Source organism: Aequorivita sp. CRS11 (assembly GCF_059693805.1).
This window is the reverse complement of sequence record NZ_JCATIG010000016.1, coordinates 1-13,065: the sequence shown is the minus strand read 5'-3', so window position 1 is coordinate 13,065 and position 13,065 is coordinate 1. Positions and strand designations below refer to the sequence as shown.

Below are 13,065 nucleotides of genomic sequence, written 5' to 3'. Positions count from 1 at the left end.
CCGATATGTCACGATATACACCCTCGCGCCCCTACGGGCGCCCAGTGGTTCCCCCTTCGGGGGCTAGGGGGCTGATTTAAGGTGGTTATAGCGACGGGGCTCACCTCTTACCATTCCGAACAGAGTAGTTAAGCCCGTTTGCGCCGATGGTACTGCAATCCTGTGGGAGAGTAGGTCGCCGCCTTCCTTTAAAGTCCTTCATTGAAAAATGAGGGACTTTTTTTATGGGGTAAATCGAAATTTCTGATTAATTCTAAATGATAGGACGGTAGATAGGAAAATTAAAAGATTGACTTCATAATAGTATTTATACCCTTAAAGCAAAGATAAATTGCGCCAGCACCGGCTAGAATTCCAAAGAAAAGAAATACGAAGAACATAAAGGTTTCTTTATTGAGAAATGATAAAGTAAGTAAATAAGGGCTTAAAAAAAGCAAGGGCAAAGCGAAAGCCATAAATTTTAGGCCCTTTTTCAATAGGTCAAAATCTGTGTGTTCTTTACCCATTTTGAAAATTGTTTATTGCGTTCCGAACGTTTTTATATTTTTCCAAAAGTGCTTGTGCTTCTTTTTCTGAAATATTCAATTCACTCATAATCATTCTTACGCCACGGTCAACTAGCTTGTTGTTACTTAATTGCATATCTACCATTTTGTTTCCTTTCACCCTTCCTAATTGAATCATCGCAGTGGTCGAAATCATATTAAGAACAAGCTTTTGTGCCGTACCAGCTTTCATACGTGAGCTTCCTGTAACAAATTCAGATCCAACAGTAACAACGATTGGAAATTTTGCCGTTGTGGCCAAAGGACTTCCCTCATTACAAGTTATACAGCCCGTTGGAATATTGTTTTCATTACACCTTCTCAAGGTACCAATTACGTAAGGCGTAGTTCCCGAAGCCGCAATGCCTATTACAATATCATTTTCTGAAATGTTTTCCTTTTGAAGATCTTGCCAACCTTGGTTTTCGGAATCTTCGGCAAATTCCACGGCTTTGCGGATGGCGGTATCACCACCGGCAATCAAACCAATAACCAAGTCATACGGAACACCAAAGGTGGGTGGGCATTCACTGGCATCAACAATTCCTAAACGGCCACTGGTTCCTGCGCCAATATAGAATAGTCTTCCGCCAGCCTTTAATTTTTCAATTACTTTTTCGGTAAGTTTTTCAATCTGCGGAAGTGCTTTTTCAACAGAAAATGCAACGGTCTTGTCTTCGTTGTTGATGTTTTGAAGCAATTCAGAAACGCTCATTTTTTCCAAATGATTGTATTTTGAATCGGATTCCGTTGTTTTAATAAAAGACATAAACAAATTTACGATTTATGATTGACGATGTACGATTTTTGAATTGTGATTTACTGGACTGTATAATTAAGAGTTGAAACTTCAGAAACCCTGAAATAACCCAACGGATAATTATCAGGATTTGTCTGGTTCACAATGTTACCGCGGACAGTTGCAGGTTGAGTTTCGAAGGGTCCACCGCCTTGGTCACTGGTTTGTTGTAAAAGTATAAACATAAAGTTATAATACGCTTCACTTACACCGTATATATTGAATTGTACCTCGTCGCCGGGAGCCAAATCTTCCACCAAATAGTATCCAAAAATTGTGTTTCCGTCGAAGAATTCGTCATTATAAACATCAAGTACATCACCTCTTTCTGAAATCCCCTCGAAGAAATAGAAATTTCTTTCCCCTGGGGGATCCGTAAAATATGCTTTCAGTTCAATATCTTCCCCCGTAAAACCGCCGTCATCGCGCTGTTCAACGAATTCCAAAGGAGAAACTGTGTAAAGCGTTTCTGTGGCAGTGTAGGTTTCATCTTTGTAAATTATAGAAAGCGTATATTCAATATTTAACTGGGGCACAAGATTGGCCGTATAAAAACCATTATCAGAATATATAAAAGGATAAACAGTTCCGTTTTCATCGGTAACGGTTACTATTGCATCTGTAATAAAAGGTACCCCATTATTAAAAAAAGGAGAACTGGTCGTTAACCGCACACTTGCTTGCGAAGCTCCATTTTCCCAAACATTCAAATTTGCTTCTATAACCAACCTTGGAGGTGCGTCATTAAGTTCAACGTCTATTACATCTTCACACGAAGAAAAAATTCCGAAGAAAATCACCAATAAAAATAACTTCTTCATAGCTTAAAATTTAAAATTGTAGGTTACCGAAGGGATTATCCCAAAAATGGAGAGTCTTACAGCTTCATTTAGACCCGTGTCAGTGTTTTCCCGAAAGGAGACCGAAGCAGCATTTTTACGATTATACACATTGTAAATGCTGAAAACCCATTCGCCTTTCCAGCGCTTTGTACTTTCGGGTTTTGGGGTCCAGGTGGCAGAAAGGTCCATACGGTGGAACGCTGAAAGACGGCTGCTATTTCGTGCTTCGTAAATGGGAACAACTACACCGTTGTATTCATATTGTCCTTCCGGGTAGGTAGTTGGTATTCCTGTTTGGAAGATGAAATTGGCGCCAAAGGACCATTTATTTGTAAATTCGTATTGTCCGGTTATAGAAATATCGTGTGTTTTGTCCCAAGGCGATTTATACCATTCACCATTATTTATTCCACTTTCAGTGGGCGTTCTACCGGGGGTGCGCTGTTCGCTTTTTGAAAGGGTATAAGCCACCCAACCTTGAAATTTTCCTGTGTTTTTCTTGAAAAGCACTTCCAGTCCGTAAGCTCTTGCTTCACCATTTAAAAGAATTTGTTCTACCGCATCATTGGCGATTAAATCTGCATCATCAACATAATCCAAACGGTTTTTAACTTCTTTATAAAAAGTTTCTACCTCTAGAGAATAGTTATTGAAATTTCTGAAATACCCCAATGCTACTTGATCTGCCAATTGTGGTTCAATATACTTGCCGCTGGGCGCATAAATATCAAAAGGTGTGGGGGAAGTGGTGTTGCTTATTAAATGAATGTATTGGGCCATTCGGTTGTAACTGGCTTTTAGGGAAGAATCTTCATTCAACAAGTAAGAGATTGCAAAACGCGGCTCCAAATTGGCGAAGGATTTTATGGTCTCACTTCTGCCAAAAGAAACAGTGTCTATCGGTTTTGCTTTTTGATAAATATCTAAGCTTTCATTATAAATTATGGGGTTGTCGTCTTCGTAAAGAAACAACTCGTCCTGCCCCAAGCGGTTAAAAGTAGACAATCGAAGTCCTGCTTGTATCGAAATTCTATCTGAGAGCTCTATTTCTGCATCAACATACGCGGCGTTTTCCCAAGCGTACTTATCGGTGAGTTTAAAGGGATTTATTCCAGAATCTTCCGTTGTTGGCGTTACATCGCCAGGATTGAATTTGTAATAAATGCTGTTGATGCCATAGCGCAAATCAATATTGTTTGAAATGTAATGTGTAAAATCATATTTCAAATTAAAATTCCGGATGCCGCTGTCAAAATCAAATTCAACAAACTTCAGCTCTAAACCATAATAGTAATCTGAATAAATCAAAGATAAATTTGAAAACAACTTATTTGAAAAAAGATGGTTCCAGCGCAGGTTTAAAGTTGTATTTCCGAAGCTATTCGCGAAACTGTCCGATATTTCAAAAACATCCCTTCCGAAGTAACCAGATAAAAATAAGCGGTTGTTATCATTGAGATTGTAACTAAGTTTGGCGTTCAAATCATAAAAATAAGCCACGTTGTCATTATCAAAAAGTGGTAAAAAGAGGTGGGCATAACTACTACGGCCACCCACCAAAAATGAGGCGACATCCTTTTTAATCGGTCCTTCCAAAAGCAAACGGCTCGCTACCAGCCCAATCCCGCCGCTGGCATGATATTCGCGTTTGTTTCCGTCTTTTTGGTAAATGTCTAAAACCGAAGAAACCCGTCCACCGTAACGTGCGGGAATTCCACCTTTATAAAGCGTTAAATCTTTTATGGCATCTGGATTGAAAACTGAAAAGAAACCGAATAAATGTGAGGAATTATAAAGTGTGGCTTCATCCAACAAAATTAAATTTTGATCTGCTGCACCGCCACGAACATTGAAGCCACTGGCTCCTTCGCCGGCACTTGTAACTCCCGGAAGTAGCGTTATTGCTTTTATAACATCCACTTCGCCCAAAACCACGGGAATTTTTTTAATAGTGGTTGTGGAAAGTGTATTGGCACTCATTTGTGAGCTACGTACGTTTAATCTTTCGTTGTTTGCTTCAATTATTACCTCATCCAGACTTTCGGTATCGGTGGTAAGAGCCAAATCCTTTTTCACATTTTCAGAAAGTGAAATTTGTACTTTTTGTGCTGCAAAACCAATACTGCTGTACACTATTTCGTATTCACCTTTCGGAAGAGTGATCGAGTAATAACCATATTGATTTGTGACCGTTCCTGTTTGAAGAGACGGTATAATTACATTTACGCCGATGAGCGTTTCTCCAGTTTCTGCCTCGGAAATAGTACCGCTTATTGTAAATTTTTCTTGGGAAAAAGCTAGCGCAGTTCCTAAGAAAAACAAAAAAGTAAATAATTTTTTCAGCTGCATAGATTTGTTGGGGTAAAAAAAACCTCCAGCAAAGCTGAAGGTTTATAAAACGGTATGTTCTTTACTTTATTTCTGAAAGTATGTTATTTAAGGATTTGCTTGGCCGCATAACTTCAAAAACCAGTTTTTCAGTGGGTTCATAATAACCCCCAATGTTCACTGATTGGCCTTGTACTGCTATAAGCTCCTCATTTATTTTTTCTTCATTATCCTTTAACTGTTTTGCAATTGACGAAAAGATTTTTTTCAAATCTTGATCCTTTTCTTGATTTGCGAGGGCTTCGGCCCAATACATTGCTAGATAGAAATGGCTGCCGCGATTGTCAATTTCGTTTACTTTTCGTGAAGGTGATTTGCTATTGTCCAAATATTTTTCTGTGGCTTCATCAAGGGCATCTGCCAAAACAATTGCTTTTGGATTATCGTATTTTGTGCCCAAGTGTTCCAAGGAAACTGCCAAGGCCAAAAATTCACCTAACGAATCCCAACGAAGATGATTTTCTTCTAAAAGTTGGTCAACGTGTTTTGGGGCAGAACCTCCTGCACCCGTTTCAAAAAGACCACCACCATTCATCAATGGAACAATTGAAAGCATTTTTGCACTTGTGCCTAATTCCAAAATAGGGAAGAGGTCGGTCAAATAATCACGAAGTACATTTCCTGTTACCGAAATAGTGTCTTTTCCAGCTTTTACGCGTTCTAAAGTATATTCTGTTGCTTTTTCCGGGGAAAGAATTTTAATTTCAAGTCCTTCAGTATTGTGGTCTGGAAGATATTTGTTTACTTTTTTAATAAGTTCGGCATCGTGGGCACGGTTTTCATCCAACCAAAATACAGCTGGATTTCCAGTGGCACGGGCACGTTCTACAGCGAGTTTCACCCAATCCTGTATTGGTAAATCCTTTACCTGGCACATTCTCCAAATATCTCCTTTTGCAACGTTGTGCTCAATGATTACTTTTCCCGAAGCATCCAAAACCTGAACTTTTCCCTCTGAAGAAATTTCAAAAGTTTTATCATGGCTTCCGTACTCTTCAGCTTTTTGGGCCATTAGGCCTACATTTGGAACGGTACCCATAGTTGTAGGGTCAAACGCTCCGTGTTTTTTGCAGAATTCAATTGTGGTTTCATAAACGCCTGCATAGCTACTGTCTGGAATTACGGCTTTTGTATCGTGGCTTTTTCCATCGGGCCCCCACATTTGTCCAGAATTTCGAATCATCGCTGGCATAGAAGCATCGACAATAACGTCACTTGGAACGTGGAGATTGGTAATGCCTTTGTCGCTGTTTACCATTGCCAAATCTGGGTTTTCGGTCATTATTTTTTTAATGTCCTGAAGAATGGCATCTCTTTCATATTCATTCAATTCGGAAAGTTTATTTTCCAAATCGCCTAAGCCATTATTGGCATCAACTCCTAGTTTTTCAAATGTATCAGCATATTTTTTGAATAAATCCTCAAAATATACCTTTACAGCATACCCAAAAATAATGGGGTCGCTCACTTTCATCATCGTAGCTTTCAAATGCACTGAAAACAATACTTTCTTTTCTTTGGCATCCTTTACCTGTTCTTCCAAAAAGGAAACCAATGCTTTTTTGCCCATCACCGTAGCGTCGATGATTTCACCTTTTAATATTTTTATGTTGTTCTTTAAAACGATTTTATTGCCATCATTTTCAACCAAAACAATACTCAAAGTATCATCTGCGGGCATCGTCAGTGATTTTTCATTGTGAAAAAAATCACCGTGTTGCATGGTAGCTACATGGCTCTTGCTATCACTGCTCCAAGCGCCCATACTGTGCGGATGCTTTTTTGCGTAATTTTTTACTGCCTTGGGCGCGCGACGGTCACTATTTCCTTCGCGAAGTACTGGATTTACAGCACTTCCTTTTACTTTATCGTATTTCGCTTTTATCTCTTTCTCTTCGGAAGTAGTGGCGGTTTCCGGGTAATCGGGAATGTTGAAACCTTTCTTTTGCAATTCTTCAATAGCTTCCGTAAGTTGGGGCAGGGAAGCGCTAATATTTGGTAGCTTAATAATATTAGCTTCCGGTGTTTTTGCAAGTTCTCCCAATTCTGCCAAATCATCATTTACGCGCTGTTCTTCTTTTAGAAACTCTGGAAAAACTGCCAGGATACGAGCAGCGAGTGAAATATCACGGCTCTCAAGCTTTATGTTTGCAGGGGAAGTGAATGCTTCAACAATAGGTAAAAAAGAATGTGTGGCCAAAGCCGGCGCTTCATCGGTTTTGGTATATATAATTTTGGAAGATTTTGTCATTGAAATGTTTTTTGGAAATAATGGTTTTTGAAATTTTAAGGAGTGCAAATATAAACATTTGCGAGAGCTTTTAAAAGCTTAGGAGGGTCTTAATTACATCCATTAGACAACAGTTTAAGGGTGTATTAATATAATATTTGGTGGTTTATTTAACGTAGCTGTCATTTTTAACATCGCGCTCATTCATACACTATTCATACTCTATTCATACTCTATTTATGACTTATCTATGGCTTGTGTACGGGTGACCCTAAAGGTTGACCCGTCCTAAAATAATTATTGATTCGGCTATGAATGGTATTGGAATCAATTTTTCAGATGATTATACTAAATTGTATATTTTAAAGAATAGGTTAAAACAAGAAAAGCCATATCACTGTATAAATACATTGTGATATGGCTCCTTGTAAAGCAAATCGTTACCAACCATCCCGACAGAATCGGGATCAAGGCAAGATTATTATAGACTTGCGGCTGTGACTTACTTACACGGGTTTTGTTTTTGCAATTTGCATCTTCCGTGAGGTTGATGCCATTTTCAAGAACTGACCCAAAACTTTTTTCAATCTCAGTACTAATAATCTAAAGATCGTGAGTACCTCAAGCAATCGAAAAAAAGCTTGTAAAGTGAATTCTTTTTATTTTTTCAAATCTGGAGACTAACATTCTTGCGAGCGTTAGCTTCGTCAGCAATTTGGAAAAAATAGTGTAAAAGAACGTTACTTTGTTTTATCAATATGGCTGTTAGGCCGTTTTTGATATTGCTAATATAGAACGTAAAATTGAATTTGCAACAAAATATAAACCTTTAAAAATCCACAGTTTACAAACATAGCTTATAAACAATTGTTCATAAAAAAAGCCCTGTAAAAACAGGGCTTTTGATAGTTTTCAACAAAGAATAAACTACATACGTTTTTCTTTGATACGGGCTTTTTTACCGGTAAGACCTCTAAAGTAGTAAATACGAGCTCTGCGGACGCTACCTTTTTTGTTGATCTCAATTTTTTGAAGAGCTGGCATGTTTAGTGGAAAAATACGCTCCACGCCTACGGTACCACTCATTTTGCGGATTGTAAAAGTTTTGGTAACTCCAGTTCCCTTAACTTGTATTACAACACCTCTAAAGAACTGTGTTCTTGTTTTTTCACCTTCACGGATTTCGTAATAAACTGTAATAGTATCACCAGCTCCGAATGCAGGGAATTCTTTTTTTGTAACAAATTCGTCTTGTACAAATTTAATTAACGCTTCCATTTTGTTAATTTGATAAGGTTTAAATTAAAACAACGTTCGCGGTTTTCGCCAGAGGTTGGATTAAGTGGGTGCAAAAGTAAGAAATTTATATTATTGCACAAGTAAAAATGTTGATTGTTGGTTTTAAAAATCAAACCAATCACAAGTTATTGATCCATTCGGCAATATCTTGTAAGACTTGGGGCGAAAGTGTTTGCTCAATTTGCCCATATTCCATCAAAGTTCCGGTTTTGCATTCCTGAAATAAATGATTCAAGTCTGGATAGGATTTTAAAGTGAATTTTTTAGAACTATCAATGTTCGAAATGTGCTCCAAAACCTCTAAGTTTTCTTTGGCTGGAACTTGTAAATCCCTTTCGCCATTCAAGGCAAATAACGGGCATTCTAGTCTTTCAAGATTATTTTTCGGATCATACTTTATAAAATTACTGAGCCAAGGACTGGAATAGGACTCCACTATCAAAGTTTTGTAATAAGTTTCTGTCATACCATGGTCAGAGACAAACTTTGGGTTTTTCTCAAAATATTCACTTGTATATTTTTTCAAATTCCTCTTTAAGGAATCTGAGGCAGACGTACTGATAAGCTTCATTATACCTTTGTCAAATTCAATTTCTTTTGTATGTAATCTTCGGAAGAACCCATAGAACGCAGTTGCAGTTCCTTTTGGAGTAGCAGCAGTTCACTGCCTGGAAGCATTACCCCAGCCATTGAAACAACGAAGGCTACGTTTTTATTTTCTGCAGCTACCATCGGAGCTATAATGCCACCTTCACTGTGGCCAATTAAACCTATTTTGTTTAGATTAATTTCTTTTCTGCTTTTTAAATATGCAATCGCGGCAACTACATCTTCTGCAAAATCAATCGAAGTTGCTTTAGAAAAATTGCCCGTAGATTCGCCAACTCCTCTATCGTCATAGCGTAGCACTGCAATACCTTGATTTGTTAAATAATCTGCCAAAACCCAAAAAGACTTATGTCCAAAAATTTCTGAGTTTCTATTTTGAGGACCACTGCCGGATATCAAGATGGCTACAGGAAAATTTCGTCCGGTCATTGGATATGTAAATGTACCAGCCAAGGTAATGCTATCTTGGGTGTTTTGGAAAGAAACTTCTTCCACATTGTATTCAAAAGGCGCTTGGGGTGTTTGGGGACGTTTGAAGTTTTCTTGGGCAAAAAAGCTTGTTGATACCATTAACAGGATAACCACTGCAGCTAATTTTTTAAATTGGAAGTAGGAATGAGACACCGGAATTAAAGTTATAATTGCCGTAATTATTAAAAATATAGTGAGAGCGGTTTCTTGATTAAAGACAAAGCAGGAAATAATTATCAGCAATCCGCCAAGTACCCATAACTTGCCTGCGAGTCTGTGTGTGTTTTTCCAAATAGTTTCGTTCTCCAAAGCCCAGGGTGTACGAATACCGATAAAATAATTAGGTTTTATAGTTTTAAAATAATTGCCCAGAACCACATAGAAAATGCCTATAATCATAAAAAGATAATTTGGATTTGTCAATGTCTGCTCTTTTACTGCATAGATTATAAATGTAAAAAGCACCGAGAGGAAAAGTGTAAGGAAAAGTCTTATTGTATAGAACTTTCCGCCCATCATCGCTATTTTTTTCTTTGGGTCGATTAATGGAACAAACAAAAAAAGCAGATACATAAAAATAGGTAGTAGCGTTGTTAACCATAAAAGTTCATTTTTACTTCCATATCGGTCCACTTCACCCTGTATGTTCCAGTGTAGGGGCACTTCCATAGGAAGGTCTTTCCATACGTACCATAGAAATATTGCCGGAATCATGGTTATCAAGATCAGTGGAAGCTCTTTTTTTAAATTGAATTTCATCTTTATAAAGTATTTGAGAAATAGGAAGATGGAATGCCCTCGTGTATATCCTCGGTTTGTTTATAATTTGTTCGCGGGCATTTCATAATTTCTATTTTCTTAGGGTTAGTAACCAAGTAAAAACATCATCGAGAATGGTTGTATTTATTGAATAATGAATGAACTGCCCCTTTTTTTCGCCTGTAATTAAATCGGCACGTTGCAAAATGTCTAAATGGTGCGAAATGCTAGGTTTTGAAATGTTAAAATTATCAGCTATTTCACCAGCAGTAAGATCCTGCTTTTTCAATAGTTCCAGTATCTCCCTTCGGGTATCATCATTCAGTGCCTTGAAAATGTCTTTCACGATTTGTTTAAGTATTTAGACAAATATCTAAATAACTTTTTGAATTTGCAATAGATTTTAACTGAAATTGGCTTGCAATTATCTGCAAGCCAATATTATGTATTTTTTTATTAATTTTCGGGGGAGGGCAAGACTTTAGGAATGGGTTACTCCAACAAATCCGGCCTGCGTTCCTTAGTGCGTTTATACGCCTGCTCCTCACGCCATTCTTCAATTTTTGGGGTGTTACCGCTTGTAAGTATTTCAGGAACTGTCCAGCCTTTATATTCCGCAGGGCGTGTGTAAATGGGGGGTGCCAATAAATTATCTTGAAATGAATCTGTTAGCGCACTTGTTTCGTTTCCCAAAACACCGGGAATCAAACGGATTACGGCATCGCAAACAATTGCGGCTGCAAGTTCACCACCACTGAGCACAAAGTCTCCCACAGAGATTTCACGGGTTATAAAATGGTCGCGCACGCGTTGGTCCACACCTTTGTAATGTCCACAGAGAATAATTATATTTTCTTTCAGTGAAAGTTCGTTGGCTGCATGCTGATTGAATGTTTTGCCATCGGGCGTCATGTAGATTACTTCATCGTAATTGCGCTCGGCCTTTAATGCTGAAATACATTTATCTATAGGCTCGATCATCATCACCATTCCCGCACCGCCGCCAAATTGATAATCATCTATTTGTTTGTAGGCATTTGTAGCATAATCACGAAGGTTGTGGGTGTGCACTTCCACATGGCCTTTTTCAATGGCGCGTTTTAGAATAGAAACTTCAAAAGGGCTTTGTAGCAATTCGGGGAGTGCAGTTATTATGTCAATACGCATTACAGGAATTCTTTTTTCATTTTGCAGCGGTCAATGGAGCCTTTTGCTCGTTCCAAAACGCCTTTGTCCAGAGTATCCAACGCACATTTTTTGTAATGTTCAATAGCTTCATCAAGTTTTCCCTGCTGTTCAAGCATAATACCGTATTCATTATAAATTGTAGACTTGGTAATGCCGGGGATGTTTAAAGCGGTATCGAGTAAGTCTTTTAATTCGTCATATTTTCCGAGGGTGGAAAGAAGCACTGCGTAATTATAATACACAGGAGGGTATAAGGGTGTTTTTTCAAGGCACAACTTGTATAGCGTTTCTCCTTTTTCAAATTCACGGAATTTTACTTCATAAAGATAACCCAAGTGGTTATAGGCTTTTCCGAAGTTTGGATCCATATCAATAATCTTTTCAAGTTTATTGGTGGCTTCGTCATAAGCTCCATTTTTTATGTCGGTATTTGCTTGGTTTAGCAATTCTTCAAGTTTGGTAAGGTGGTCCATTGCGTAGATATTTAGTGAAGCAAAAATACGCAATAATAATTCAAATTATCCTTTGCGTGCCTCGCGTTCCTTTTTGCGTTCTTCTCTTCGTTTTTCGCGCTCTTTTTTTCTAAGTTCCCGTTTTTGTTCACGGGTTAAATTCTCATCCTGAAAAGCATCCTTAAACTCAATGTCGTTATCAACTTCACCTGTAAAGGCTTTTATCCAGGCATTTTCAAAAATATTGAAAACAGTGGGCCATATACCTGCCTCTACATTGTTCAAATCTCCTTCTATGGGTACTTTTGTGGCTAGGGTATCTGTGCCTTGGTTTTTGAGAATAAATTTAAAAAACCCGACAAATCCTTCCCATAACACACCTAGAAAACCGTCGTCTTCACCAATCAGTTTGGTATCGGTTAAAAGCGGTTTAATATAGCCCACGAGGTGCCCGTCAGCGATGGCTACTTCACTGAAAACCCCAAAGGTTCCTTTGTCAAAATCGAGCCCTGCATAGTGTCTGGTAAAATCATTTAATGCTGTGGCTTCGGCATCCTGCAGCGAAAAGGAAAGGTCCATATCTGGAATTTCCTTTACAAGATTCATATTTCCTTCTAGGGAAACCTTTCCTTTACCAATAGATACACCGCTTGCGCGAATGGGTGAGGGGAGTATGCGCTCCTTCTCCACCACATTACGCAGGTTATCTGCGGTGAGTTGGAGGTTGTTGATTTGTAAATCGATATTGGGTTCTGCGGAAAGCTGTACAAACGCCAACTTGCCATCGTAAACCTCAAAATGGTTTATGTCTATGGGTACAAGATCTGTGAGGGCTTTGGTCCAATCGTCCACATTGGCATCTCCGCTTTCGTCTTTTTGGTCTTCAAAAACGTAGATAACCTCTGGGCTGGTCATAATTATCTCGCTCACTATTTTGCCTTTGAAGAGTGATTTCCATTCAATAGAAATATCACTTTTTGGAAAGTTTAAAAAGGGCACCTGGCTTTCTGCCGTGCCTTTGTTAAGGTACATGCCGTTAATAACATATGCCCCCCGAATTAGGGCAATGTCTATATCATCTACCTGCCCATAATAACCCGGAATGTCTGCCAACACTTTGTTTACATAATTTTTTACAAGGGTGGGTAGGTAAAGCCGAAAGGCTATGAGAAGGATTAAAATTATAAAGGGAAATATATATCGTTTCTTTTTGAAACCTCTTCTTTTATGATTGTTTGACATTTTTTAGAATAAATGATTTTAACAAATTTGATTGAAAGCTTGGAGATTTTCAGTTAATGAACTCATAAAACTACACATACTGTTTGCCGCACCCCAGGCGAGGAAATTTAAACTTTCATAACCCACCTAAGGAAGAACGGGGATTTGTTCCCGTTTTTTTGCAACTGTTCTGAAGTGGAATTTTGTATAAAATAACGCATTTACACCCCACTTTTTTGGTTTCAACACATCACTTTATGGT

12 protein-coding genes and 1 rRNA gene are annotated in these 13,065 nt (G+C 38.3%); 1 reads left to right on the top strand and 12 read right to left on the bottom strand.

Annotated features, from left to right (window positions below):
* The first annotated feature begins 77 nt into the window (after positions 1 to 77).
* Positions 78 to 187: ribosomal RNA gene (rrf, locus tag AC58DT_RS15395) — 5S ribosomal RNA — on the top strand.
* Positions 188 to 281: 94 nt separating this feature from the next.
* Here the strand turns inward: rrf and AC58DT_RS15390 are convergent.
* The 12 genes from AC58DT_RS15390 to AC58DT_RS15335 all read right to left on the bottom strand — a co-directional run bounded on the left by AC58DT_RS15390 (position 282) and on the right by AC58DT_RS15335 (position 12,824).
* Positions 282 to 506: a DUF6095 family protein gene (locus AC58DT_RS15390; protein ID WP_497217694.1), complete on the bottom strand. Its 225-nt coding sequence runs from the start codon at positions 504 to 506 to the stop codon at positions 282 to 284.
* Positions 499 to 1,314, bottom strand: coding sequence for an N-acetylmuramic acid 6-phosphate etherase (gene murQ / locus AC58DT_RS15385; protein WP_497217693.1), 816 nt, complete (start codon positions 1,312 to 1,314; stop codon positions 499 to 501). Before murQ ends, AC58DT_RS15390 begins: the two co-directional genes overlap by 8 nt.
* Positions 1,315 to 1,364: 50 nt before the next feature.
* Complete coding sequence (locus AC58DT_RS15380) at positions 1,365 to 2,165, bottom strand: DUF4249 domain-containing protein (protein ID WP_497217692.1); 801 nt, start codon at positions 2,163 to 2,165, stop codon at positions 1,365 to 1,367.
* A gap of 3 nt (positions 2,166 to 2,168) precedes the next feature.
* Entirely contained in the window at positions 2,169 to 4,535 is a 2,367-nt protein-coding gene (locus AC58DT_RS15375; protein ID WP_497217691.1) for a TonB-dependent receptor, read from the bottom strand.
* Positions 4,536 to 4,596: 61 nt separating this feature from the next.
* Positions 4,597 to 6,825, bottom strand: a complete 2,229-nt coding sequence (locus AC58DT_RS15370) for an NADP-dependent isocitrate dehydrogenase (RefSeq protein WP_497217690.1) — start codon at positions 6,823 to 6,825, stop codon at positions 4,597 to 4,599.
* Positions 6,826 to 7,731: 906 nt separating this feature from the next.
* Positions 7,732 to 8,082 carry a 50S ribosomal protein L19 gene (gene rplS, locus AC58DT_RS15365; RefSeq protein ID WP_497217689.1) on the bottom strand — a complete coding sequence of 117 codons (351 nt, stop codon included), beginning with the start codon at positions 8,080 to 8,082 and terminating at the stop codon, positions 7,732 to 7,734.
* 139 nt (positions 8,083 to 8,221) lie between these two features.
* On the bottom strand, positions 8,222 to 8,629 hold the full coding sequence (locus AC58DT_RS15360) for an alpha/beta hydrolase family protein (RefSeq protein WP_497217688.1): 408 nt from the start codon (positions 8,627 to 8,629) through the stop codon (positions 8,222 to 8,224).
* A gap of 44 nt (positions 8,630 to 8,673) precedes the next feature.
* Entirely contained in the window at positions 8,674 to 9,942 is a 1,269-nt protein-coding gene (locus AC58DT_RS15355; RefSeq protein WP_497217687.1) for an alpha/beta fold hydrolase, read from the bottom strand.
* Between the two features lie 91 nt (positions 9,943 to 10,033).
* Positions 10,034 to 10,288: an autorepressor SdpR family transcription factor gene (locus tag AC58DT_RS15350; RefSeq protein WP_497217686.1), complete on the bottom strand. Its 255-nt coding sequence runs from the start codon at positions 10,286 to 10,288 to the stop codon at positions 10,034 to 10,036.
* A 146-nt stretch (positions 10,289 to 10,434) separates the two neighbouring features.
* Complete coding sequence (gene trmD / locus AC58DT_RS15345; RefSeq protein WP_497217685.1) at positions 10,435 to 11,109, bottom strand: tRNA (guanosine(37)-N1)-methyltransferase TrmD; 675 nt, start codon at positions 11,107 to 11,109, stop codon at positions 10,435 to 10,437.
* Positions 11,109 to 11,603 carry a tetratricopeptide repeat protein gene (locus AC58DT_RS15340; protein ID WP_076692489.1) on the bottom strand — a complete coding sequence of 165 codons (495 nt, stop codon included), beginning with the start codon at positions 11,601 to 11,603 and terminating at the stop codon, positions 11,109 to 11,111. Before AC58DT_RS15340 ends, trmD begins: the two co-directional genes overlap by 1 nt.
* 45 nt (positions 11,604 to 11,648) lie before the next feature.
* Positions 11,649 to 12,824, bottom strand: coding sequence for a DUF748 domain-containing protein (locus AC58DT_RS15335; protein ID WP_497217684.1), 1,176 nt, complete (start codon positions 12,822 to 12,824; stop codon positions 11,649 to 11,651).
* Positions 12,825 to 13,065: the final 241 nt, after the last annotated feature.

Excerpts from the sequence above, each read along its gene's own strand:
- AC58DT_RS15380 (WP_497217692.1), bottom strand. The coding sequence starts at position 2,165 with ATGAAGAAGTTATTTTTATTGGTGATTTTCTTCGGAATTTTTTCTTCG.
- AC58DT_RS15355 (WP_497217687.1), bottom strand. The coding sequence starts at position 9,942 with ATGAAATTCAATTTAAAAAAAGAGCTTCCACTGATCTTGATAACCATG.
- rplS (WP_497217689.1), bottom strand. The coding sequence starts at position 8,082 with ATGGAAGCGTTAATTAAATTTGTACAAGACGAATTTGTTACAAAAAAA.
- AC58DT_RS15335 (WP_497217684.1), bottom strand. The coding sequence starts at position 12,824 with ATGTCAAACAATCATAAAAGAAGAGGTTTCAAAAAGAAACGATATATA.
- AC58DT_RS15375 (WP_497217691.1), bottom strand. The coding sequence starts at position 4,535 with ATGCAGCTGAAAAAATTATTTACTTTTTTGTTTTTCTTAGGAACTGCG.
- AC58DT_RS15390 (WP_497217694.1), bottom strand. The coding sequence starts at position 506 with ATGGGTAAAGAACACACAGATTTTGACCTATTGAAAAAGGGCCTAAAA.
- AC58DT_RS15340 (WP_076692489.1), bottom strand. The coding sequence starts at position 11,603 with ATGGACCACCTTACCAAACTTGAAGAATTGCTAAACCAAGCAAATACC.
- murQ (WP_497217693.1), bottom strand. The coding sequence starts at position 1,314 with ATGTCTTTTATTAAAACAACGGAATCCGATTCAAAATACAATCATTTG.
- trmD (WP_497217685.1), bottom strand. The coding sequence starts at position 11,109 with ATGCGTATTGACATAATAACTGCACTCCCCGAATTGCTACAAAGCCCT.
- AC58DT_RS15370 (WP_497217690.1), bottom strand. The coding sequence starts at position 6,825 with ATGACAAAATCTTCCAAAATTATATATACCAAAACCGATGAAGCGCCG.